The organism is Brevibacterium sp. p3-SID960, from assembly GCF_025144725.1.
Taxonomy (GTDB): domain Bacteria; phylum Actinomycetota; class Actinomycetes; order Actinomycetales; family Brevibacteriaceae; genus Brevibacterium.
The window spans coordinates 1-22,719 of sequence record NZ_JALXKS010000048.1 but is presented as its reverse complement, the minus strand read 5'-3'; the positions used below and the strand labels follow the sequence as shown (position 1 = coordinate 22,719).

26 protein-coding genes are annotated in these 22,719 nt (G+C 68.0%); 13 read left to right on the top strand and 13 right to left on the bottom strand.

All coding sequences use genetic code 11. The features are described 5' to 3' along the window. The coding region (locus M3B11_RS12205) for a hypothetical protein (RefSeq protein WP_259877713.1) at window positions 1-213 on the top strand (213 nt) is incomplete at its 5' end. A 40-nt stretch (window positions 214-253) separates the two neighbouring features. Beyond that, the gene (locus M3B11_RS12200) at window positions 254-1,402 is read left to right on the top strand and encodes a DUF1524 domain-containing protein (protein ID WP_259877712.1); all 1,149 of its coding nucleotides are present in this window, start codon (window positions 254-256) and stop codon (window positions 1,400-1,402) included. Window positions 1,403-1,458: 56 nt separating this feature from the next. Here M3B11_RS12200 and M3B11_RS12195 read toward each other — a convergent pair whose 3' ends face one another. Both M3B11_RS12195 and M3B11_RS12190 read right to left on the bottom strand, forming a co-directional pair. After that, on the bottom strand, window positions 1,459-1,596 hold the full coding sequence (locus M3B11_RS12195) for a hypothetical protein (RefSeq protein ID WP_259877711.1): 138 nt from the start codon (window positions 1,594-1,596) through the stop codon (window positions 1,459-1,461). A 171-nt stretch (window positions 1,597-1,767) separates the two neighbouring features. Then, on the bottom strand, window positions 1,768-2,169 hold the full coding sequence (locus M3B11_RS12190; protein WP_259832336.1) for a DoxX family protein: 402 nt from the start codon (window positions 2,167-2,169) through the stop codon (window positions 1,768-1,770). Between the two features lie 40 nt (window positions 2,170-2,209). Here M3B11_RS12190 and M3B11_RS12185 point away from each other — a divergent pair, with 40 nt between their 5' ends. Both M3B11_RS12185 and M3B11_RS12180 read left to right on the top strand, forming a co-directional pair. Beyond that, entirely contained in the window at window positions 2,210-2,542 is a 333-nt protein-coding gene (locus tag M3B11_RS12185) for a hypothetical protein (RefSeq protein WP_259877710.1), read from the top strand. A 14-nt stretch (window positions 2,543-2,556) separates the two neighbouring features. Beyond that, complete coding sequence (locus tag M3B11_RS12180) at window positions 2,557-3,189, top strand: DUF1707 domain-containing protein (protein WP_259877709.1); 633 nt, start codon at window positions 2,557-2,559, stop codon at window positions 3,187-3,189. A gap of 23 nt (window positions 3,190-3,212) precedes the next feature. On the opposite strand, the gene M3B11_RS12175 is transcribed toward M3B11_RS12180, so the two are convergent. The 7 genes from M3B11_RS12175 to M3B11_RS12145 all read right to left on the bottom strand — a co-directional run bounded on the left by M3B11_RS12175 (window position 3,213) and on the right by M3B11_RS12145 (window position 7,962). Then, complete coding sequence (locus M3B11_RS12175; protein ID WP_259877708.1) at window positions 3,213-3,653, bottom strand: hypothetical protein; 441 nt, start codon at window positions 3,651-3,653, stop codon at window positions 3,213-3,215. Between the two features lie 184 nt (window positions 3,654-3,837). Beyond that, entirely contained in the window at window positions 3,838-4,113 is a 276-nt protein-coding gene (locus M3B11_RS12170) for a Rho termination factor N-terminal domain-containing protein (protein ID WP_165883704.1), read from the bottom strand. Between the two features lie 42 nt (window positions 4,114-4,155). Continuing rightward, on the bottom strand, window positions 4,156-4,440 hold the full coding sequence (locus tag M3B11_RS12165) for a hypothetical protein (RefSeq protein WP_165883705.1): 285 nt from the start codon (window positions 4,438-4,440) through the stop codon (window positions 4,156-4,158). A gap of 243 nt (window positions 4,441-4,683) precedes the next feature. Further along, window positions 4,684-5,286 carry a GntR family transcriptional regulator gene (locus tag M3B11_RS12160; RefSeq protein WP_259877707.1) on the bottom strand — a complete coding sequence of 201 codons (603 nt, stop codon included), beginning with the start codon at window positions 5,284-5,286 and terminating at the stop codon, window positions 4,684-4,686. Between the two features lie 101 nt (window positions 5,287-5,387). Then, window positions 5,388-6,341, bottom strand: a complete 954-nt coding sequence (locus tag M3B11_RS12155) for a PDR/VanB family oxidoreductase (RefSeq protein WP_259877705.1) — start codon at window positions 6,339-6,341, stop codon at window positions 5,388-5,390. Between the two features lie 10 nt (window positions 6,342-6,351). Beyond that, entirely contained in the window at window positions 6,352-6,831 is a 480-nt protein-coding gene (locus M3B11_RS12150; protein ID WP_259877703.1) for a hypothetical protein, read from the bottom strand. A gap of 3 nt (window positions 6,832-6,834) precedes the next feature. Next, window positions 6,835-7,962 carry an aromatic ring-hydroxylating dioxygenase subunit alpha gene (locus tag M3B11_RS12145; RefSeq protein WP_259877701.1) on the bottom strand — a complete coding sequence of 376 codons (1,128 nt, stop codon included), beginning with the start codon at window positions 7,960-7,962 and terminating at the stop codon, window positions 6,835-6,837. A 684-nt stretch (window positions 7,963-8,646) separates the two neighbouring features. Between M3B11_RS12145 and M3B11_RS12140 the strand changes: the two genes are divergently transcribed. Next, window positions 8,647-10,245: an acetolactate synthase large subunit gene (locus M3B11_RS12140; RefSeq protein WP_259846240.1), complete on the top strand. Its 1,599-nt coding sequence runs from the start codon at window positions 8,647-8,649 to the stop codon at window positions 10,243-10,245. A gap of 125 nt (window positions 10,246-10,370) precedes the next feature. Here M3B11_RS12140 and M3B11_RS12135 read toward each other — a convergent pair whose 3' ends face one another. Beyond that, window positions 10,371-10,961 (bottom strand): TetR/AcrR family transcriptional regulator, encoded by a 591-nt coding sequence (locus tag M3B11_RS12135; protein WP_259877699.1) that lies wholly within the window; start codon window positions 10,959-10,961, stop codon window positions 10,371-10,373. A gap of 155 nt (window positions 10,962-11,116) precedes the next feature. On the opposite strand from M3B11_RS12135, the gene M3B11_RS12130 reads away from it, so the two are divergent. From M3B11_RS12130 to M3B11_RS12105, 6 genes are all read left to right on the top strand, one after another. Continuing rightward, window positions 11,117-11,602 carry a hypothetical protein gene (locus M3B11_RS12130; RefSeq protein WP_259877697.1) on the top strand — a complete coding sequence of 162 codons (486 nt, stop codon included), beginning with the start codon at window positions 11,117-11,119 and terminating at the stop codon, window positions 11,600-11,602. A 113-nt stretch (window positions 11,603-11,715) separates the two neighbouring features. Then, window positions 11,716-11,955, top strand: a complete 240-nt coding sequence (locus tag M3B11_RS12125; RefSeq protein ID WP_217006235.1) for a TM2 domain-containing protein — start codon at window positions 11,716-11,718, stop codon at window positions 11,953-11,955. 140 nt (window positions 11,956-12,095) lie between these two features. Then, window positions 12,096-12,854, top strand: coding sequence for a LamB/YcsF family protein (locus M3B11_RS12120; RefSeq protein ID WP_259877696.1), 759 nt, complete (start codon window positions 12,096-12,098; stop codon window positions 12,852-12,854). Between the two features lie 23 nt (window positions 12,855-12,877). Further along, a complete protein-coding gene (locus tag M3B11_RS12115; protein ID WP_259877695.1) occupies window positions 12,878-14,461 on the top strand; it encodes a 5-oxoprolinase/urea amidolyase family protein in 1,584 nt (527 codons plus the stop codon). Further along, window positions 14,458-16,386 (top strand): biotin carboxylase N-terminal domain-containing protein, encoded by a 1,929-nt coding sequence (locus tag M3B11_RS12110; protein WP_259877693.1) that lies wholly within the window; start codon window positions 14,458-14,460, stop codon window positions 16,384-16,386. The genes M3B11_RS12115 and M3B11_RS12110 overlap by 4 nt, the downstream gene beginning before the upstream one ends. A 22-nt stretch (window positions 16,387-16,408) precedes the next feature. Further along, the gene (locus M3B11_RS12105) at window positions 16,409-17,050 is read left to right on the top strand and encodes a GntR family transcriptional regulator (RefSeq protein ID WP_259877691.1); all 642 of its coding nucleotides are present in this window, start codon (window positions 16,409-16,411) and stop codon (window positions 17,048-17,050) included. A 221-nt stretch (window positions 17,051-17,271) separates the two neighbouring features. Here M3B11_RS12105 and M3B11_RS12100 read toward each other — a convergent pair whose 3' ends face one another. From M3B11_RS12100 to M3B11_RS12090, 3 genes are all read right to left on the bottom strand, one after another. After that, entirely contained in the window at window positions 17,272-18,126 is an 855-nt protein-coding gene (locus M3B11_RS12100) for a putative hydro-lyase (protein ID WP_259877689.1), read from the bottom strand. 2 nt (window positions 18,127-18,128) lie between these two features. Then, window positions 18,129-19,451, bottom strand: coding sequence for an NRAMP family divalent metal transporter (locus tag M3B11_RS12095; RefSeq protein WP_259877687.1), 1,323 nt, complete (start codon window positions 19,449-19,451; stop codon window positions 18,129-18,131). Window positions 19,452-19,625: 174 nt separating this feature from the next. After that, on the bottom strand, window positions 19,626-20,927 hold the full coding sequence (locus tag M3B11_RS12090) for a DUF418 domain-containing protein (RefSeq protein WP_259877686.1): 1,302 nt from the start codon (window positions 20,925-20,927) through the stop codon (window positions 19,626-19,628). A gap of 89 nt (window positions 20,928-21,016) precedes the next feature. Here M3B11_RS12090 and M3B11_RS12085 point away from each other — a divergent pair, with 89 nt between their 5' ends. Both M3B11_RS12085 and M3B11_RS12080 read left to right on the top strand, forming a co-directional pair. Beyond that, the gene (locus M3B11_RS12085) at window positions 21,017-21,685 is read left to right on the top strand and encodes a TetR/AcrR family transcriptional regulator (protein WP_259877685.1); all 669 of its coding nucleotides are present in this window, start codon (window positions 21,017-21,019) and stop codon (window positions 21,683-21,685) included. Between the two features lie 195 nt (window positions 21,686-21,880). Continuing rightward, entirely contained in the window at window positions 21,881-22,702 is an 822-nt protein-coding gene (locus M3B11_RS12080) for an ABC transporter substrate-binding protein (RefSeq protein ID WP_259877684.1), read from the top strand. Window positions 22,703-22,719 lie beyond the last annotated feature (17 nt).

The window sequence follows — 22,719 nt, the reverse complement described above, 5'->3', positions numbered from 1 at the left end:
TCACTGTGCCTGCACGACATGACGACCTTGTATTTCGCAGCCGAACACGAAGACGAGCTGCGCCGAGTCGGCTGGGCCAAGGAGCATCGTGGATCGCCCCCGAGTTCAGTGGAGAGTTCACAGCGATATATCGGCCGTCATTGCCCCATCATGAGGCCAAGCAGGCAGGAGGCGCGCCTCCTGCTTGGCGCGGCAGGTCTGCCGGTAAGCTGAGAGCTCTGTACTGCCAGTCTCACGCGCAAGGATGGTGTCGATGCCTTCCCCTCGGCCTCTGAAGACCCGCCGGGCTGCCGGGGACCGGAGGCGGCACCGGCTGTGGTGGACCGCGGCTGCGATCATCGTCTTCGCCGTCATCGGGGCGTTCGTCGACTCCGATGACGACGAGCAGTCAGGCAGCGCGGTGCCGGAGGCCGGACCGTCATCGAACGCCGGGGTTCCGACGAGCGAGCCGACAGCCGCGGCTGGCACCGATGCCAGTCCCACCTCGCCGCCTACCAGCACCGAAACGGCTTCGCCGGGCAGCGCTCTGGCAATGCTCGCCGAGCTGGAGGTCAAAGGCCGCGCACCGAAGACCGGGTACGACCGCGAGTTCTTCGGGTGGCGCGACGACACCGACCGCAACGGCTGCGACACGCGTAATGACGTGCTGCGCCGAGACCTGCGCGACATCACCCTGCAGCACAGCGGTTGCGTCGTCCTCGGTGGAGAGCTCACCTCGAAGTTCTCAGGCGACACGTTCGACTTCATCCGCGGCGACGGCAAGAACATCGACATCGACCACCTCGTGGCCCTGTCGAACGCCTGGCAGACCGGAGCGCAGTCCTTCGATGCGGCAACGGCAGTGGAGTTCGGCAACGATCCGCTGAATCTGCTGGCCGTCGAGCCACGGCTCAACGCCCAGAAGGGCGATGGTGACGCCGCCACGTGGCTGCCGCCGCGGAAATCCTATCGCTGCGAATACGTCTCGCGGCAGATCGCGGTCAAACACAAGTACGAGCTGTGGGTGGTTCCTGCGGAGAAAGAGGCGATGATTCGGGTGCTGTCCGCCTGCGATGACGAACCGGCCTTCACCTCCGATGCCAGCTGGCCGAGCACCTCAGGCGGGGACATCGCCTCCTATGCCGATGCACCGACGAAGAACGGGTCGAGCGGTTCAGGTTCGGGCCGACCGAGCTCAGGCGGTTCCGGACCGGGCGGTTCGGGCTCCGGAGCCTCCTCCAACGGGTCCGGTGCGAAGTCAGATTCCAGGGGCTCGGGTGGAGCCGGACCAGGGTCAGGCACCGGCGGTGCCTATAAGAACTGCACCGAAGCGCGTGACCGGGGCGGAGCGCCGGTGCACGTCGGGGAGCCGGGCTACGGCTCGCATCTCGACCGCGACGGTGACGGCATCGGCTGCGAATGAACCGGTCGCACCGGCGCACTGCCTGCGTGCGCACTGAGCCCCGGGCCGATATCGAATCAGACGTTCCACAGCCCACGGGCGCTCGGTCTCCTGCGGGCGTCGGCGCGGCTCATCATGATCGTCCGGGCCGCCGCCTGGACAGCCCTGGTGGAGATCCCGATGAGCACAAGCAGCGAGGCCTCCCCGGCGCCCATTGCCGGCAAGCGGTCGCAGCCGAACCCGGCTGCCAGCAGCAGCGGCCCGGGCCAGCAGCCGCCCGGCTGCCCCGAGTGCTATCGCAGCCAACGAGGGCCGCTCCAGCGGACGCCGCGACCCAGGCGGTGGACTCGGCCGGGGCGGGTTCGTTCATTGGCGGCTCAGTGCTGTCACCGGCGGGAGCCGATGATGCTCAGCAGCCCGCCGATGATGGCGGCGTTCTTGGAGAACTGCAGCTGCTGGGCAGCGCGCTTGTCCGGTTCGGTCTCGTTCCAGAAGTCATGCCCGGCGATCGTAGTCGGCACCAGGGAGGCAAGCAGCACAGCTGCGGAGGCCTTCGGCAGTACACCGAGGCCGAGCGCGGTTCCGGCAGCTGCCTGAACGATGCCGTTGAGGCGGACGACGAGTTCATCGTTCTCGGGGATCGCTGGAACGTACTCGCGGAGAGTGTCGATAGTGGCGGCGGCCTTGTCGGGTCGGCCGGCAGGGTTCTTCGCGGCGTTGAAGCCACCGGTGATGAAGATCGGGGCCAGGGTCAGACGGCCGCTGATGCGGACGAGAGTGGAAAGCATTCTTCCTCGATTCGCTCAGCTGTCGTTTCTTGGATGCAGAATGCGCTCTTCACTCTACGCCTGCGCACTGTCACCGAAATGCGCGCGTGCCGTCGTGGTCGAACTCCGGCAGGGTCCCCGCCGGACCGCCGACGAGGCGGAGGGCATGGAGCTGACCTCCCTCAGCGACGGCGTCGGCGAGCGTGACGTCGGTGAACACGGCAGCAGCATAGTGGCCGGTGAGCGCCAGCAGGTAGTCGTCGATGACCGGGGTTCCGTCCTCGGCCGTCGAGAAGCCGCCTCCGTCGAGAGTGACGGGTGCCCCTTACATAGGCTCTCCCGTCCGATGGCCGCCAGTCGGCTCGATTGGACTCTGGAAGTTCGCGTGATCTGAGATACTCTGCTGTCATGACCGGCCACGGAAGTCCCTGGGAGCAGTTCGCGCATGACCCGCGCCGCAACCCGGATCTGCGAGCTTCGACTGCCGACCGCTCTGTAGCCTGCGACTTCCTCGCCGAGGCCTACGCTGATGGCCGCCTCGACCGCGAGGAGTTCGACGAGCGCACCGACACCGCCAATACCGCCAAGACCCTCGGTGAGCTGCCGCCGCTGCTGTCCGATCTCGCCCCGGATGTCGACCCGCGGAAGTCTGCATTGGCCGAACTCGACAGTGACATTCCGCTCACCCGCGAGGAGATCGACGCAGCAGCGGTCGAGCACTACAAGACCCAACGGCGCAACGCGCTCCTCGGCATCGTCGCAGGCCCGGTCGGGATCTGCGTAGCGATCTGGGCATTCACTTCGATCATTTCGGGATCGGTCATCTGGTTCTGGCCGCTGTTTGTCATCCTCGGCACCGGTCTCGGCTCGATCAGCGTGTTCGCCCGCCGCAATGAGATCATCGATGCCAAGCGCGTCAAGCTCACCGAACAGGCCCGCAAGCAGCTCGAAGGCGCCAGCAAGGCACAGAAGCCAGAGAGCACGGCGTCCGAGCCTGACGAGTACACGGATCCGGATCACCGTGCCGGCTCACACCGCTGAACCGGCACGGGTTGAATCGTCGGTCAGCCCTCGGAGCCGGGCAGCCCGAGACGGGAGAGGAACTGCTCGAACGTTCCGGCACCCAAGCCGGGCACCGCCGTATACGCCGCTTCGAGGTCGGTACGTGAGTGGGCGGCCGCATCAGCTGCAGTCGATACGCGCGGGTCGAGGTTCGCGAAGCTCATCGCCGCGTCCATGAGCGCTTCGCTCTTGAGCCGGCCGGCCATCATGTCCTCACCCATCACCTCACGCACGGGAGCCTCGCCGAGGTTGATGAGCGCTTGCAGATCGTCGCCGACGTTCGGATAGATCTCGTGGAACGTCTCCAGCCGGTGCACGACATCTGTATCGGCATCCGGTGCGCGGTCGGCAGGTGTCGTGGCGAAGACCGCTTCGAGCAGGGCGAAACCGATCCCCTCCCCTGAACTGCGGTCTGTGGTGCTGTGCTGCGGTTGCGTGGCCATGGGATCCCCTGGGTCAGATGACGTCGCTGTCAGCACCATCGTAACCCCGGGCGCTCCTCGCGGCCCGGGGTTTCGCAGAGTCGCTGCGTCTGCAGGTTCTTTAGCTCCGCGTGCGCGCCGATGACGATGCGCGCGGCCGGCGGAAGCCGCACCGGTGGTCACGGTCCCGCGTGCGGGGCGGAGTTTATCCCCGCAAGGCTGCAATGAGGTCGTCTTTATTCATCTTCGAGCGGCCGGCAATATCGAGTTCGGCAGCGCGCTTGCGCAGCTGCTCGACGGTCCAATCTTCGTATGAGTCGGCATGCCCGCCGCGTTCGCCCACATCAGAACGGGAGTCCTGCGCGGCGGCGTTGGCGATGCGCGCGGACTTCTCCTTGCTGTTGCCCTCGCGGCGCAGCGCTTCATACATCTCGTCGTCTTTGACCGATGGTCCTGGAGTCTTGCGATCCTGTGCAGCCATGCCCTCAGTCTACGCCACGGCAGGCAGCCGGGTCAGCGTCGATCAGGCGCAGGCTCGGGCCGGCTGACGAGCGGCGGCCAGCGGGCGGGCTTCGATCACATCGGTGGGAACGATGCGCTCGCCGATGCTGACATACGGCGGGATGGTGGCAGCGGGGTCGGCGGCCGCAAGCTTGCGGCGCACGGTGAAGCGCAGGCACACGACATCGAGCGTCATGCCCTCGACGACCTTGTGGGCGATGTCGATGCCTGTGATGTTGTCATCGGCCAGCCACTGCTGTCCGGTGGTCTCGATCCAGGTGCGGAGAGCCGAAATCGTTGCATCCATACTCCCGAAAGTGACAGACCGACATGGCCTGTCGGTGACGCTGACGTAAACAGGGACATGTGAGCCCAGGCGGTCGCAGCCCTCACATTCAGCTGCGAACCGGCTGCGGCGGGTTTGCATTCGCCACCGCCCAGGAGGTCCCACACCGGAACACCGCGCCTCACACCAGAACAGCGCACCTCACCGCGCCCCGCACCAGACACTGCACCCCGCACCAGACACTGCTGCACAGCAGCGGAGATGTCAGTCAGTGTGGCAGGCCATGAGCGCAGCCTCGGCAGCTGCGGCATCGCCGCCTGCGAGCGCGGCGAGCAGCTCACGGTGGGTGGCGAGTGTCGCCTCTCGCTGGGCGCGGTCGGCTCCGGCTCGGGCGCCGATGCGCTGCTGGACTGGGTGGTCCCACACGCTGGTGAGCACTGAGCGCAGATAGGAGTTCGCGCACGCGTCGACGAGCTCGATGTGGAAGCGACGGGAGAGTTCGAAGAACTCCGCTGGGGCGTCCAGCGCGAGCTCGGCCTGGTCGAGTCGGTGGGACAGCTCCAACCGCACCCGAGGTGTGAGCTGGCCTGTCAGTGAGCGCAGGGCGAGTGCCTCGAGGCTAAAGCGCACCTGCTGGACATCGGCGACGGTGGTGTCGTTGAGTGGGCAGACTTCGAAGCCGCGGCCGCTGCGCTGACTCACGACCCCAGCAGCAGCCAGCTGCACGAGCGCCTCGCGGGCAGGTGTGCGGGAAACACCGAAGCGTTCGGCGATGTGCTCCTGGCGCAGCATCGTTCCCGGGGCCAGCTCACCGCTGGCCACCGCGGCAGTGATCTTGTCCTTGACCTCAGCGGTCAGATTGGCCATCAGCATCTCCTCTCCTGCGGTGTCTCCGCTGTCACCGCTTTCATGCCCGTGCGCTCAGATGCTCCGGGTACAGAAGGCCCGGAGCTCAGCCGCCCCTGTCCTCAGATGTCGAGGACGAGTCGGTCGCCGGTGCAGCGGGAGACGCAGATCATCATGGTATCTCCGGCCTGCCGCTCAGCCTCAGACAGCAGGGAGTCGCGGTGATCGATGGCTCCTGCGAGCACATCGGTCTCACATGATCCGCAGATGCCCTCCCGGCAGGAGTTGAATGGCCGGTAGCCGGCCCCTTCGAGAGCTTCGAGCACACTGCAGCCCACCGGCACTCTCACCTCGGCGCCGGTGTTCGTCTCGACGAGGAACTCCCGGTCATCAGCCATGACCGTGACGCCCTCTCCGGTCTCGTTGACGAACCGCTCGGTGTGCAGCCGATCGGCGAAGCCCTCCCGTTCGGCGATGACGGCCAGCCCGTCGAGCAGCGCATCGGGCCCGCAGGCGTAGACGCGCGCGCCGATTGGCAGATCAGCGAGGTCGGCGGCGGTGTCGCGCCGGCCGGCGGCGGCGGATTCATGGACGGTGACGTCGTCGCAGAGCTCTTCGACGGTGTCGATGAACGGCAGCCTGCCCCGGCTGCGGCCCAGGTAGTACACGCGCGCCGGCTTCTTCCGCCACCAGGCCTGCCTGAGCATCGGCAGCAGCGGGGTGATGCCGATGCCGCCGGCGATGAAGACGTATTCGTCAGCGTCCTCGAAGACGAATCGGTTGATCGGCGCGGTTGCCCGCAGCACCGCGCCGGGGGCGAGCTGGCCGTGTACGAAGTCCGAGCCGCCTCGGGAACGGGGTTCGCGGCGCACCGCGATCTGCCAGGTGCGCGGGGCGCGCGGGTCCGAGCACAGCGAGTACTGGCGCACCAGTCCTGCAGCCAGCTCGATGTCGATGTGGGAGCCGGGGCTCCAGGTGGGCAATGGGCCGCCGTCGGCGCGTTCGAGTTCGACGGCCATCACGTCCTCGCACACCGCTTGGGTGCCGATGACCTTCATGTCGATGAGTTCGGGCACAGCTCCTCCTTCAGGGCACCCAGCGCAGCGGGCTGCCGTCGGCCGAGGCGATCTCGATCGCCTCGACGCGGGTGCGGGCGTCAGCGGCGGAGATGCGCAGGGTCTCAGGTTCCTCCCCTTCGGCGATGTAGACGTCGCCGGGGGTGATGTCGCGAGCCCAGGGCCCGCCGGCAATGCTGATCTGGCAGGCGCCGGCGACCGGGACGATGACGAACTGCCTGCCGGTGGCGCGGTCCAGGTCCTTCTCGCCGGGGCCTTCGACGGTGGTGCGGGTGATGGTCACAAGTTCGGGGTCGTGGTCGATGTCGACGCCGGCGTGGGGTTCGGTCCCGGTCAGCCGGATTGTCCACTTCCAACGATCCCCGCGCTCCGGGGAATCCGGGCACGAGGCGAGCACCCGCCCGTCGCCGGCCCGGGCAGTGTAGGCGGCACCGACCGTGGCGGCCTCGCCCGAGGCGTCGAAGGCGCTGCCGCGCGAGAGCATCCACATCGCTCACACCTCCTGACCGGCCGGCTGGGCGGCGCTGTTCGCGGGGCTGGTGTTCGCAGTGCTGGTGGCCGCGCCCGAGGCGACGGTGGGGCTCGTCGTCTCGGTCGCCTCGTGCTTCGCAGCCGCCTCACGCTGCTCGGCACGGATGAGGGCGTTCATGATGCGGCGCGCCTTGGCGACCCCGCCGTCCTGGGCGATGAGCACGTCGAACTCGTCAGCCGGGCGGGTCTTGAGCCCGCGCTCCTGGTGCTCGAGCGCCCAGGCGTCCTCCTTGAGGACGGTGGCCAGGCCGACTTCGAGGTCCTTGGTCGCCTGCTCGTCATCGACGGCGAAGTTGCGGGCGAAGCAGTAGTAGTACCAGCAGTGGTCGGCGTCGATCGGGGTGATCGCGTTGGTGACCTTGATGAGGTAACCGTCTTCGCGCGGCTGGCCCTCGGCTGTGATGCCCGAGTGCAGGGTGTGGTGGTTGGGCACATGGAATTCGGTGCAGTGGAACCGGTCGTAGGGCCCGGAGATGCCCATCGTGTCCTTATACAGCGGCGGGGCCTCGACGCTGGGCATGAACCGGTCGACGCTCACAGTGTTGCCCTCGACTTCGACGGTGACGCCGTATTCGTAGATGTAGTCGTCGCCGACGGTCGTCTGGTGGATCCACGATTCGTGGGTGAGATCGAGGAGGTTGTCGTGGACGAGTTCGGCCCGACAGTTGATGCCCAGGGAGTGGAACACCGGTGCCCATTCGGGGTCGTTGTGCCAGTGGGTGTCGGGGATGTCGCTGATGTCAGCGCGCTCCGGATCGCCGGTGTAGACCCAGATCCAGCCGTCCTTCTCATGGACCGGATAGGTGCCGACGCGGGCGCGGTCGGGCAGCGCGGTCTGGCCGGGCACACGCGTGCAGCGGCCGTCGCGGCCGTAGGTGAAGCCGTGATAGGCGCACTCGACGGAGTCGTTGACGACCCGGCCCTCCGAGAGCGGGAAGCCGCGATGAGCGCAGCGGTCGACGAGTGCGTGTGCTTGGCCGTCCTGGGTGCGGAAGAGCACGAGCGGCAGCTCGCAGATGGTGCGGGCGGTGGGCTTGTCGGTGACTTCGTGGCTCCAGGCGGCGACGTACCAGGTGTTATAGACGTACACGACTACTCCTTTGAGCGTGAGTGAGGCGGCGGGCCGCGCTGCCCGCCATACGTTTTGTATACAGTGTATTCACTGTAGGGGGCAGGAGCGGCTCGGCACAAGGGCCAACGGGGGCGATCCGACTGACCGGACAGGGATCTCCAGTGGGGGACCGCAGGCGAGACGCTCGCATGAAGATGCAGCCGCAGGGACCGTCGACACGGACACCCAGGAGTTCGTCACCTATGACGCGACCGCCAGGGACCTGCGGACGACGACGTCGCGGATGCGGCGGCAGATTCGCAGATGAAGGCGGAGCTCGGCCGACAGACGACACGTGCAACGGCTCCCAACCGCAGTGGCCTGCGCTGATGCACATCAAACGCCGCTTTTAGGTATATTCCATGCCAGTAGAGCATGATTGGTTCCATGCCGGTAAAGCATGACTGCTGGTGAGAGCATTGTGCGGTGAGTCCGGCCCGCAGCTCACTCCGTCTGGCGTCTTGCGGGGACTCGCAGGCGGTGATGAGATGAGGGCTGTCAACCGCGCGGCAGCGCGCCGCCGCGCCGTCGGCCCCTGACAAGCGGGTCCCGGCCGGTCGACCCCATGCCCTACTGACCGCTGACACAGCCGGCCCGCGGCAGTGACAACGCAGCTTCAACTGAGACACGCAGCGCCAGCTGATGAGAGAAAGCAGAGAACCGATGACAAACGGCGCCGACAGACTCCTGGCCACCCTTGAACACAACGACATCGAGGTGTGCTTCGCCAATCCCGGCACCTCGGAGATGCACTTCGTTGCCGCATTGGACAAGGCGACGAAGATCCGCGGCGTACTCGGGTTGTTCGAGGGCACGGTCACCGGTGCGGCTGACGGTTACTCGCGCATGACTGATCGCCCTGCCGCGACGCTCCTCCACCTCGGGCCAGGTCTGGCCAACGGCCTGTCGAACATGCACAACGCTCTGCGCGCCCGGGCTGGGATCGTCAATGTCATCGGCGATCACGCCACCTACCACCGCGACCTCGACGCGCCGCTGACATCCGACATCGAAGGCACCGCGCGCCCGTTCAGCCACTGGGTGCGCAGCTCTCCATCACCGGACACCATCGCAGCCGACACCGCCGATGCCATCAGCCAGGCCGAGGCTGGTCGTGTCGCCTCGCTCATCCTGCCGGCTGACACGGCCTGGAATCCGGTCACCGGCGACCCGGCCGTGCCGACTGCCGCCGCATTGCCGCGCCCGGTGCTCGACGAGCGCGTCATCGACGCCGCCGCCAAGCGCCTGCGCGCCTCCGGTGCGCGCACTGCGATCCTCATGGGCGGGCGAGCTGTGCGGGCCGAACAGCTCGCTGTGGCCGGGCGGATTGCCGCTGCCACCGGCGCGCATCTGCTGTCTGACACCTTCGCCCCCCGCACCGAGCGCGGCGCCGGGCGGGTGACGACACTCAAGGTGCCGTACCCGGTGGGGCCGTCCCAGGAGCTGCTCGCCGATTTCGATGCGCTCATCCTCGTCGACTCGAAGGAGCCGGTGGCGTTCTTCGCCTACCCGGACAAGTCGAGCGTGCTCACTGCCGCCGGCACGACCTTCTTCGAGATCTGCCCGCGCGAAGGCGATGCGCTCGCCGCACTGGAGGCTCTCGCCGAGGCGGTCGATGCCACCGGTGCTGATGTCCCCGGTGATGGGATCGCCTCCGGCGCCAGCACCGCTGAGGGCCGCGGCCAGATTGCTGAGCTGTCTCTGCCGGGCATGCCGAGCGGCGCGATCACCCCGGAGAAGATCAGCGCGTTCCTCGGCAATGCGATCCCTGAGGGCGCGATCGTCGTCGATGAGTCCCTCACGACCGGCGGGAGCTTCTGGGCACAGACCGCCACGGCGCGCCCGCACGACTGGTTCTCCGGCACCGGCGGGTCGATCGGCTATGCGATGCCGGTGGCCGCAGGCGCCGCGATCGCCTGCCCGGACCGTCCGGTCATCACGCTCGAAAGCGATGGCTCGGGCCTGTACCAGCCGCAGGCGCTGTGGACCCAGGCACGCGAGGGCCTCAACGTCGTCACGCTCATCTTCAACAACGCCAAGTACCAGATCCTGCGCAATGAGATGGCCAATGTCGGAGTGCCGGACTTCGGCCCGAAGGCGAGCGCGCTGCTCGACCTCAGCGACCCGGTGCCCAACTGGTCGGCCGTGTCCGAGGGGATGGGCGTACCGGCCCGTCGTGTCGAGACTGTCGAGCAACTCGACGCCGCGTTCTCCGAGGCCCTGGCTGAGCCGGGACCGCGGTTGATCGAAGTGATGGTCTGAACCCACCGGCCCTCAGCCCTCTGAACTGAGACCTCCAGACCCCGGTTTGCGCGCGATCGTGCGAACCGGGGTCTTTCTCTTCTCGGGTGCCCCTCCCCGGGCGGTGCGTGGCACGCGTTTCGGGTTCAGGGCGTGTGGTCGAGCACGGCTCCGCACAGCCAGCGCAGTCGTCTTCGGGCGACATCGAGCGTCAGCTCCAGGTCGGTGGCGCCGAACTGCGGCATGAGCCCATCGCAGGCCGCGCTCAGCAGCGAGGCGCGGTCGGGGATGTCCACTTCGGCAAGATGCCCTTCGGCGGCGAGGACGCGCAGCCATGACTCGACCCTGGCCAGCCCGATCTCGTAGAGCCGTGAGAGCATCCGCGTACTGGAGTCATCAGCCTCCAGGCCGAAGGCATTGGACATCTGGGTGACCCAGATGCCGAGCAGCGAGCGCGTCGATTCGTCATCATGCGGCAGGAACTGCAGCATGCACTCGGTCAGCCGTTCGGCTGGATCCCGTGAGGAGTTCGCGATGTCGAGATCGGGCACCTCACGCGAATAGGCCCGCTCAGCCACTGCGCGCAAGAGCGCACTCTGAGTCGGGAAATGGTACCGGAGCGTGCTCGCGCCGATGCCGGCACGCTCGGCGACAGCGCGCACGCTCGCAGCACCCGGCCCGCCGGACTCGACGAGTTCAAGGGCGGCCTCGACGATCTGCTCCCGCCTGTCAGCCATCGGACTCCTCCCGCCTGGCGCCTCTTCCAGCGCTTCGTTCACGACTTTCGATCGTCACTTGACAATCTAGCACACCGTACCAGTACACTGAACTAGCACGCTGTACCAGACAAGTGCAGCCCCGCGTGAAGCCGCCCCTCGTGAAGGAGAGACCCATGTTCGAAGCACTCCAGGAATTCTCCACCTCGCTGCCGATGTGGGCCCGCTGGGCCGGCATCATCCTCATCTCCGCACTGCCGTTCGTCGAGTCGTACTTCGGCTCGGTCATCGGCATCGTCGCCGGCGTCCATCCCGTGGTCGCGATTCCGGCCGCGATCGTCGGCAATGTGCTGTCGATGCTCGCCCTCGTCTACGGTGCTCACACAATCCGCGCCTGGGTGACAGCGCGGAAGCCGGCTGATGCGCGGAAGCGGGCCGACTCCCCGAAGCGGGCCAGGCTCCGGCGCGCCTTCGACCGGTGGGGCGTGCCAGGCGTCAGCCTGCTCGGCCAGACCGTGCTGCCCAGCCAGATCACCTCGATGGCGATGGTCTCCTTCGGCGCTTCCCGCAATGCGGTGGCGATCTGGCAGATCGTGTCGATCATCGCCTGGGGCGTGCTCTTCGGCGGGCTTGCACTGGCCGGCGTGCGGCTGCTCAGCTGAGGCTCCCGGCCAGGCCTTCCGTCCAGGACCCGTCACTTCCAGCCGGTTCGGATGACAATAGGGCAGACTTGGAAGAGCACCAGCACGCGCACCTGTTCGCGAAAGGAGCTCACATGTCGCCCTACGCCACCGAACCGGCCAAAGATCCCGGCCTCGCCCTCGTCCTCACCCTCCTCGGCTTCGTCCTCATCGCAGGCCTGCAGTACTTCTACATCGGCAAGATCGTCATGGGCCTGCTGTTCCTCCTCACCGGCGGGTTCTTCTTCGTCGGCACCGTCATCTCCTGCTTCACCATCCGCGGAGAGACCCGCCGGGTGAACGCACGCCGGGCCCGCCGCGCCGCCGGCTACTGAGACCCGACACCCCCGTCGGCTGAGCCACCATCCGCGGTGCCGGCCGTTTCCCCAGCTTCCGTCGAGGCCACACCGGCCCGCATCCCGTAGAATTTTTCAACAACGATCAGGGCCCGCCGAGGCGAACTGGAGGAGAAGCTATGAGCAGCATCGACGTCAACTCCGACCTGGGCGAATCGGTCGCCGGCATTCCCGTCGGCGATGACGAGGCGATCCTCGACGTCGTCTCCTCGGCCAATGTCGCCTGCGGCTTCCACGCCGGCAGCCCCCACGGCATCTCGGCCACCGTCAGCCAGGCCGCTGCCCGCGGCGTGACGATCGGGGCACACCCGGCCTACAACGACCCGTCGGGCTTCGGCCGCCGGTTCATCGACTACGACCCCAAGCAGCTGGCTGACGAGGTGCTCTACCAGATCGGCGCCCTCGATGCGATCGCCCGCTCGCACGGCGCCGAGGTCCGCTACGTCAAACCCCACGGCGCGCTGTACAACGCGCTTGTGCGCAACGCCGAGCACGCCCAGGCGGTCATCGACGGCCTGCGCGCCTTCTCCCGCAGCGTCCCACTGCTCCTGCTGCCCGGCTCGATCGCCGCTGAGATGGCCGTCAGGGCCGGCCTGCAGGTCATCACCGAGGCCTTCGCCGACCGCAATTACAACCCCGACGGCACGCTCGTCCCCCGCTCGGAAGACGATGCGGTCGTCACCGATATCGACACCGTCCGCTCCCGGGTCATCGAGATGGCCACCTCGGGCACGGTCACTGCCCGCGACGGCTCCACTCTGCGCGTCGACGCTCAGTCGATCTGCGTGCACGGCGACTCGCCGGGCGCCGTCGAGATGGCCAAAGCCATCCGCGAGGCCCTCGACGAAGCCGGCGTGACGGTCACGAGCTTCGCATGAACCCGGCCGACCGACCGGGCGCAGTGACGAGCACCCCGGAGTTCCGACTCATGGGCACCCGCTCGGTGCTCATCGAACTGCCCGACACCGCCACCGTCATGGCCTGGCACGCCCACCTGAGCGCCCACCCGCTCGACGCGCAGATCGAGGTCATCGCCGCCGCCCGCACGCTGCTGTTCAAAGCCGCCACCCGCCGCGGCCTCGACATGGCCCTGACCGCCCTGCGCGAACTGACCCCCGATGACGCGGCCGCAGGTGCGCACAAGCGCATCGACATCGACGTCGTCTACAACGGCGAGGACCTCGAGGCAGTCGCCGAGCACTACGGCGTCTCGACCGAGGCGCTCATCGACCGGCACACGAGCGAAGACTGGTTGGCCGCCTTCGGCGGGTTCTCCCCCGGCTTCGCCTACTGCACCGCCGCCGGCAGCGGCTGGGACACCCCGCGCCGGGCCTCCCCGCGCACCAAGGTGCCGCGCGGTTCCGTCGCCCTGGCCGGGTCGTTCTCCGCCGTCTACCCGATCGACTCACCCGGCGGCTGGCAGCTGCTCGGCTCCTCCCCCACCTCGGTGTGGGACGTGGGCGAAGACCCGCCCAACCGCATCAGCCCGGGTGATGAGATCCGCTACCGGGCTGTCAGCGAGGAGATCATTCTCTCCCCGGCCACCGCCTCGGCGCCGGCGAGCCAGCCGGCCCGCCCGGCGGCGAGGGTCACCGCCGTGGGTCTGCAGGCGCTGTTCCAGGACCGCGGGCGCACCGGCCACGGCGACACCGGCGTGCCGACCTCCGGGGTGCTCGACCGCGCCTCGGCCCGGCAGGCCAACCGGATCGTCGGCAACCGCGGCGACGCCACCGTCATCGAATGCCTCTTCGGCGGGCTTGCGCTGCAAGCTGAGACCGACCTCACCCTAGCCGTCACCGGAGCCGAGGCGCCGGTCACCGTCGGCGGGCAGCCCGCCCCGCTGCGCACCCCGCTCGTCGTCCCGGCCGGTGAGAGCGTCGAGATCGGTGCACCGACACACGGGATCCGCAGCTATCTCGCGATCCGCGGCGGGTTCGTCACCAGCGAGGTGCTCGGCTCGGCAGCAACCGACACGCTCTCCCGACTCGGCCCCGAGCCGATCAGTGCTGGCCAGCAGCTCAAGGTTCCCGTCACCCCCGATGTCGGTGCCGTCGGCGGATCGGAGCCTGCGACCCTACCGGAGAGTCCCCTCATGTCCGCGTCCCTGCGGGTGGTGCCCGGGCCGCGCGAGGACTGGTGCGCTCCCGGTGAACGGGAGACGCTGACCGGCCAGGTGTGGACGGTCAGCCAGGAGTCCAATCGCATCGCCCTGCGCCTGCATGCAGGCAAGGGCGGCCGGCCGCTGCGCCGGGCTGAAGACACCGGGGAGCTCGCGAGTGAGGGCATGGTCTCCGGGGCGATCCAGGTGCCGCCGGAGGGCCAGCCGGTGTTGTTCCTTGCGGACCATCCGGTGACCGGCGGGTATCCGGTCATCGCCACCGTCATCGCCGAAGACCTCGACCTCGCCGCCCAGCTGCCGCCGGGTGCCCAGGTGCGCTTCACCGTCTTCGAGACAGCCGCCGACTCAGCAGGAGATCCCACATGACGCTCTCATCTGTGCTCATCGCCAACCGCGGCGAGATCGCCGTACGCATCGCTCGCGCCGCCGCCGACCACGGGCTGCGCTCAGTGGCCGTGTACTCCGATGCCGACGCCGACGCACTCCACGCCCGCATCGCCGATGAAGCCCACCGGCTGCCCGGCACTGCCCCGGCCGAGACGTACATGAACATCCCGGCCCTCATCGAGACCGCCCTGCGCTCAGGCGTCGATGCCGTCCATCCCGGCTATGGGTTCCTCGCCGAGAACGCCGCGTTCGCCTCCGCCGTCACCGAGGCAGGGCTGACGTGGATCGGACCGTCGGCAGAGGTGATCGAGAAGCTGGGCAACAAGGTCACCGCCCGCGAGATCGCGCTGTCGGTCGACGCTCCGCTGGCCCCAGGTTCGGACGGGCCGGTCGAGGACTGGGAAGAGGCACACGCGTTCGCCGAAGAGCACGGCCTGCCGATTGCGATCAAGGCCGCCTACGGCGGTGGCGGGCGCGGGCTCAAGGTCGTCCACGAGCTCGACGATGTCGAAGACGCCTTCGCTGCCGCCGGGCGTGAGGCGGTGGCGGCGTTCGGCCGCGGGGAGTGCTTTGTGGAGAAGTTCCTCGTCCGCCCCCGCCATGTCGAGGCGCAGGTCCTCGCCGATGCGCACGGGCACACGCTCGTCGTCGGGCTGCGGGACTGCTCGCTGCAGCGGCGCAACCAGAAGCTCGTCGAGGAGGCCCCAGCGCCGTTCCTCACCGCCTGGCAGGAGGCGACGATCCGTGCCGGTGCGGTGAAGATCTGCCGCGCTGCCGGATACGCCGGCGCCGGCACGGTCGAGTTCCTCATCGCTGAAGACGGCACCATCAGCTTCCTGGAAGTCAATACGCGCCTGCAGGTCGAGCACCCGGTGACCGAGATGACGACCGGGATCGACCTCGTCGGCGAGCAGTTCCGCATCGCCGCCGGCCAGCCGCTGTCCTTCGCAGCCGGCGGCGCTGCTGACGGCGCTGCCGGCCTTGCTGCTGACGGCGCTGCCGGCCTTGCTGCTGACGGCGCTGCCGGGGATGCTGCCGGAGTTGCAGCTGACGGCACTGCTGCCGAGGACGCGGGCGAGATCACCGTGCCGCAGCTGGGGCATGCAATCGAGTTCCGGCTCAACGCCGAGGACGTCGCCAACGGCTACGTCCCCTGCCCGGGCACCATCACCCGGTTCGAGGTCCCGACCGGCCCGGGCATCCGCGTCGACACTGGGGTCACAAGCGGGTCGACGATCCCGGGTGCCTATGACTCGATGATGGCCAAGCTCATCGTCTACGGCGCCGACCGCGACCAGGCGATCACGCGTGCCCGGCAGGCACTGCGCGAACTCGTCATCGACGGTGTCGCCACCGTGGTGCCGTTCCATCAGGCGGTGCTGGACCATCCGGATTTCGCCGAGTCCTTTGCCGTGCACACGACGTGGATCGAAAGCGACTTCGCCGAGCAGTTCGAACGCACTGCCGCCTTCGCCGATCACCAGGCCGGGCAGCCCCTCACCCGCTTCGGCATCGAGCTCGACGGCCGCCGGGTCGAGATCGGCCTGCCGGCCGAGCTGCTCAACCGGCTCTCCGCTGCCGGCGCCGACGCGTCTGCAGGTGAGAGCCCGTCCGCTCAGGGTTCGGGCGGGCGGGACGACGCGGCCCGCATTTCCCAGGCGACTGACAGCTCCCAGGCGGCCGGCGCCTCGGGAGCGGAGGTCACAAGCCCGTATGCCGGCAGCTTCGTCACGTGGAAGGTGGCAGACGGCGACACGGTCGAGGAGGGCCAGACAGTCGCGGTGATCGAGGCGATGAAGATGGAATCCAACATCACAGCCCCGGCAGACGGGACGATCGCCTGCCGATCGTTGGCCGCTGGCGACGAAGTGTCCGCAGGTCAGACGCTTGCCCGGATATCCTGAACGAGTATTCTACGATGGCGCCGTGACCGAGAACTACGTGTCCGCACCGCAGCGCGTGGTGCACACGCTGCTCGATGAGATCTCGACCGGCATGCTCGAACCCGGTGAGAAGCTCAACGAAGTGGAACTCGCCGGCCGACTCGATGTATCCCGCAACACCCTGCGCGAGGCATTCGTCTCCCTGCAGGAGTTCGGGGTGGTGGCGCGCCGGCCGCACCGCGGCGTGTGCGTCACGCTTCCCGAAACCCGCGATGTCGATGAGATCTACCGGTTCCGCTCACTGCTCGAACCGGCCGCACTGCAGTGGTCCGAGCGTCTCGATGCGGCGCTGCTCACGCGCTGCGTCGAGGAGGGCCGGGCGGCAATGGCAGCCGGCGATCCGCACGGCGCCGGTGATGCCAATCAGCGGTTCCACTCCGCGATCATCGCCTCGGCGAACTCCGTGTACGCCGATACCGTCATGGTGCGAATGCTCGCGCTCATGCGGCTCGTGTTCATCCGCGGTTCCGTTGAGCGGCACAACTTCCACTTTCCCTACGTCGAACTCAATGCCGCGATCGCACAGCTGGCCGCAGAGGGCCGACGGATGGAGGCGGCTGCGGAGATGCGCGCCTATCTTGAGCGTGCTCGCGCCGATGTGCGCGAGCTGCTCGCCCGGGCCTGAGCGGCCAGCCGGTCCGCCAGCGTCGTGAGCGACAGGACTCCTCGACGCATCGGGAGCAGCCGTCAGCACCGTCCGCTCCGCATTTCCGGGGTCGGCTTGGCAGCCGTCATGCTCTTCTGGCGGCCCGTCGTCGGTTCATCGCTGCGCCGCTGAGCGTAACGGGGCGCGCTGAGCGATCGTCATGTCCCGGGAATTCGCCGGCTTTCCGGCGGCAGGACACCTCACGGCACCTGGAACCGGCTGTCGGCGGCATCGGTGATGAGCATCTGTCCCGGCGCGTGGGCAATCGCCAGGCTCGGCCGGGCTGCCAGCAGCGCCGCCTGCGGGGTGACACCGCAGGCCCAGAACACCGGGATGTGGCCTTCCGGAATCTCGACCGCGTCGCCGTATTCCGGGGAGGCGAGGTCGGAGATGCCGATCTCATCCGGATTGCCGATGTGCACGGGCGCTCCGTGCACGGCCGGATAGCGCGAGGTGATCCGCACCGCCTCAGCGACCTGACTGGCTGGCAGCGGGCGCATCGACACGACGAGCGGGCCGGAGAAGATGCCGGCCGGGACCGTGGGAATCGAGGTGCGGTACATCGGCACGTTGACACCCTGGCTGATGTGGGCGATCTCGATCCCGGCTGCCAGCAGCGCAGACTCGAAGGTGAATGAGCAGCCGATGAGGAAGGCCACCATGTCCTCACGCCACAGCTCGGTGACCTCGCTGCACGTGTCTGCCAGTTCGCCGTCGCGGTAGACGCGGTAGCTGGGCACATCGGTGCGGATGTCGCCTCCGGCCAGCAGCTCAGAACTCGTCTGCCCGGCCTCGAGCACGCCGATGATGGGCATCGGCTTGGGATTGCGCTGGGCGAAAAGCAGGAAGTCGAAGGCGTACTCCTGCGGCACCGCGAGCAGGTTGACCTGCGTGTAGCCCGGGCACAGGCCCGAGGTGGGACGCACGAGCCCAGCCCGGAACGCCGCCCGCGCCGCAGCAGGCGAGGCGAATGCGCCACCAGCCGGCGCCTCGGGCACGCCGCCAGCCGGCGCCTCGGGCACGGTGCCAGCCGGGATCTCGGGAACGGAATCCATCGTCATCCCTGCCACAGGGCGGCGATGCCGGTGAGCGAATTCCACCCCAGCCAGATCGTCAGCAGCCAGGTGAGCGTGCCGAGGGCGGCGAGCCACTTCGGGTAGCGGTAGCCGTGCAGCAGGTCGCGGCGGACCCAGGCAACCCACAGCACGATGGCGAAGCCGATCGGCAGGATGAGGCCGTTGAAGGCGCCGGCGAAGATGAGCAGCGTCTGCGGGGCCTGGTCGAGGATGAGGAAGGCGGTCGCGCACACGGCGATGAACGCGATGGTAAGCAGGTTACGGATGCGCGGGCTCGTGCGCTGAGTGGTCACGAAGCTGATCGAGGTGTACGAGGCGCCGATGACCGAGGTCAGGCCGGCCGCCCACAGCACGACGCCGAAGACGCGCAGACCGACCTCACCGGCGGCGGCGCGGAAGGCGTCGGCGGCGGTGTTGTCCTGTGACAGTGCCACACCGCCTGCGACGACGCCGAGGATCGCGAGGAAGAGCAGCACGCGCATGACGCCGGTGATGATGACCGACAGCACCGAAACCTGCGTGATGTGACCGATGTTCTCACGTCCGGTGATCTTCGAGTCGATGAGGCGGTGAGCGCCGGCGAAGGTGATGTAGCCGCCGACGGTGCCGCCGATGAGGGTGGTGATGACGAGGAAGTCGACCTCCTCGGGCAGCACCGTGTTCTTCAGCGCCTCGCCCACCGGCGGCTGCGAGACGATCGCAACGTAGAGCATGAGCAGGATCATGATCGCGCCGAGTGCCACGACGATGCGGTCGAGCGCGACGCCGGCACGCTTGGACAGGAAGATGAAGATCGCGATGAGCGCTGAGACCGCGCCGCCAATCTTCGCGTCGATGCCGAGCATCGCGTTGGTGCCCAGGCCGGCACCGCCGATGTTGCCGATGTTGAAGATGAGCCCGCCGATGAAGACGAAGGCGGCCATCACCCAGCCGATGCCCGGCAGCACCCGGTTGCCCAGTTCGTTGGCACGCAGGCCGGTGACGCCGAGCACCCGCCAGACGTTGAGCTGGATGGCGATGTCGACGAGCACGGAGACGAGGATCGCAAACGCGAAGGCGACGCCGAGCTGGACGGTGAACACCGAGGTTTGGGTGATGAAGCCCGGGCCGATCGAGGAGGTGGCCATGAGGAACATGGCCCCGAAGATCGCGGTGCGACCGGTCGCCCCGATCGTCACCGCCTTCTTCGCATCGGCCTGGGTGCCGCCTGCGCTTCCCGTGTCAGCGTGCGCGGCGTCACCCTGCACCCCGGCTGCGTGGGCGCCGTGGTGGTCGGGCGTGTGGTCCGGATTGCGGCTGTTCATGACGATCCCTCGGTTGGATATGCGGTCCGGCCGCGGTACGCGGGCGCGGAAATGACCTCACCGTGTGATGCGACACACTCTAGCAATTGTTCAACAATATGCGCGAGGGTGAGGGTGTGGACCGCCAGCACAGCAGCGGCACACGGGTTCCTCCCCGCGGCCTCCGAGGCGGGATCACGACAACTTCGTCAGCGCGATGTGGGTGAGCCATTCGAGCGGCCCGCGGGCACCGGGTCCGCGCACACCGCGGCGGGCGGCGATCGTCTGCCACGTCAGCGCGAAGGCGATGACCGCAGTGAGCACCGTGAGGAACCCGATGACGGTGAGCGCGAGCCGGGCGTCGGGGAACCGGCCGGCGAGGTCGAGCCCCCAGCCGAAGAACAGGGCGCCGGCGAGCAGATTCTGGCCGACGTAGACGCTCAGCGACATCCGCCCGGCGGCCGCGCACGCAGTCTCGATGGCCCGGGGGATCCAGCGGCGCAGGCTGGCATGGGCGATGAGGGCGAGCAGACCGACGGCGACGAGGCTGGCGGTGAGGTAGCGCTGGGCGACGACCGCAGCTGGCGAGCCGATGATGCCCAACATCAGGTCGACAGGTGCGGCAGCGGCGCCGATGAGCAGGCAGCGGCGGCGCAGCCCGGCACCGTCTTCGGTGAAGATGCCGGCGGCGAAGAGGCGGGCTCCGATGATGAAGAGGCAGATGCCCATGGCGAGGGTGAAGATCGGTTCGGCACGGAAGATGAGGCTGTTGTCGAGGCGGAAGACGGCGAGTTCGGTGAAGCTGGCCTCGCGGTAGGGGTTGATGCCGTCCCACAGCGGCCAGTCGGCGGCCGGGCCGGTGAGCTCGGAACCGGCAACGCCGTTGGCGCTTCCCGGCTGGGTGAGCAGCAGGAGGCTGAGCAGACCGATGCCGAACACATGGAGGGCCCCGGTCACCCAGGCCCAGATGCGTGCGCTGCGCGGTGAGGTGGCGATGATCCCGGCGATGATGAAGCCGGTGACGGCATAGCCCATGAGCACGTCGAATTCGGCGATGAGGATGAAGTTGATGAGCCCGTCGAGGAACAGGAGTCCTGCGCGCGGGACGTAGGTGCGCAGCCAGCCGCGGCGCCTGCTGCGCTTGCGCCAGGCGGTGAACTGCAGGAACACGCCGATGCCGAACATCATCATGAGCAGGGAGAGGAACTTGCCGTTGCTCAGGGAGCTGAGCACCTGGAAGGCCAGCGTCTGAGCACCTGCGGGAATCCCGGCGAGTGGATCGAGGAGGGAGCCGAGCAGCCCGGCGGGGTGGGTGAAGAGCCAGATGTTGGTGCCGAGCGTGCCGAGCACTGCGGCACCGCGGGCGATATCGAGTCCAGCGACGCGTCGGCGGCCAGGGGCAGCTGTGGCGTCACGAGCGGAGGTGCCAGCGGGGCCGGCTGGCCGGTCGCAACGTGCGCCGGGATCCGCTGCGCCGCGGGTCGGGGAGGTCTCCATAGCCGAAACAATACAGTCGTATGGTCGGGTGTGCAATACACTTGTATTGCCGGTGCGGGAGCACCGTGACCGCCGACAGAGAAGGATCCATGAGCACCAGCAGAGACCACATCGTCGAGGCGATCGTCACCGTCATCGCCGCAGGCGGCATCGAGAAGGCCACCGTCCGCACGGTCGCCAGTCAGGCCGGGGTGTCGATCGGCGCAGTCCAGCACCACTTCCCCACCAAGGCCGCGATGCTGACTGCAGCGATGGAGGCGATCTCGGATGCGGTCACCGCCGACATCGAGGACTACCTGAGGACCTTGGAACCGGCCGGCACTCCTGCCGAAGAGGCCGGGCAGGCCGCCTCAGTGCTGCGCCACCTGTCCTTCATGCTCTGCTCGATCCGCGAGGAAGACCTCACCGCCGCCGGCATCTGGCTCGACTTCGTCGCCCTGTCCCGCGTCACCCCCTCACTCGCCGAGATCCACGCCCGCACATGGGCCCAGCTGCGGAAACAGATGAGCGAACTCGTCACGGCGGCCCACCCGCACCATCCCGATCCCGAGGCGGCGGCCGGGTGGGCGCTGGCGACCTTCGACGGCATCGCCATCTCCCGGGCGACCGAGCCGCGGTTCATGACCGGCCCGCGGGCTGCAGCCCTGGCTGAGCGGACACTGGCGGCGATCGCCACGGAGGCAGTCGAGGCCCCCGGGACCACCGCCTCGGGAGCGGAGCCAGCCACCGCCTCGGCACCGGTGACCGGCAGCGCCTGAACCCCCGCCTCGGGCACGGGGATGGGCGGACACGATTTGGACACAATCACCAGTGCCGCACAGCCGCCAATGACTTGTGACCTGCTTCACGATAAGCTCAACCGCACACCGCACTTTCGGTGGGCGCCGGAGCACCGGCGCCGGGTTCGTACCACCCGGTGACAACCTCACCGCACCGCAACCAGGAGGAATTCCGTGAAGCGATCCTTAAGCATTGCTGCCCTGACGGCGGCATCAGTCCTAGTCCTGTCCGCCTGCGGCGGCAGCGGCGGAGACGACGGCAACGGCGCCGAAGGCTTCCAGCCCGTCTCCGGCGGCAAGCTGACCCTGTGCTCCGACATCCCCTATGAGCCGTTCGAGTTCACCGACGAGAACAACGAGACCGTCGGCTTCGACATCGACCTGGCCAAGAAGCTCTCCGAGCGTCTCGACCTCGAACTCGACGTCGTCACCACCGGCTTCGAGGCCATCGAATCCGGTTCGGCCCTCGACACCGCGCAGTGCGACCTGGCGCTGTCGGGCATGTCGATCACCGAAGAGCGGGCGACGAAGTTCGACTTCTCCCACAAGTACCTGCTCGACAACCTCGGCCTCATGGTCACCAAGGACTCCGGCATCAAGTCCCTTGACGAGCTCAAGGACAAGGAGGTCGGGGCTCAGCAGGCGACGACCGGTGAGTCGTACGCCCAGGACGCCGGAGCCAAGGTTGTGCAGTTCGAGGACTCCGGCCTGCTGACCCAGGCGATCACCTCGGGCCAGATCGACGCGGCGGTGGCGAACCTCTCGACGATCTACGCCGCCACCCAGGCCAGCGACAAGCTCGAACTCGCCGAGGACTACGACACCGACGAGGCACTCGGCGCCGGCTTCAAGAAGGGCAACACCGAACTCGCCGATGAGTTCAACACGATGCTCGGCGAGATGTTCGACGACGGCTCGTACGACAAGCTCGTCGAAGAATGGTTCGGCGAGGTTGCCGATGCCGCGAAGGTCCCGGAGGACCAGCGCGGATCCTGATCCTTCTGCTCCCGGGG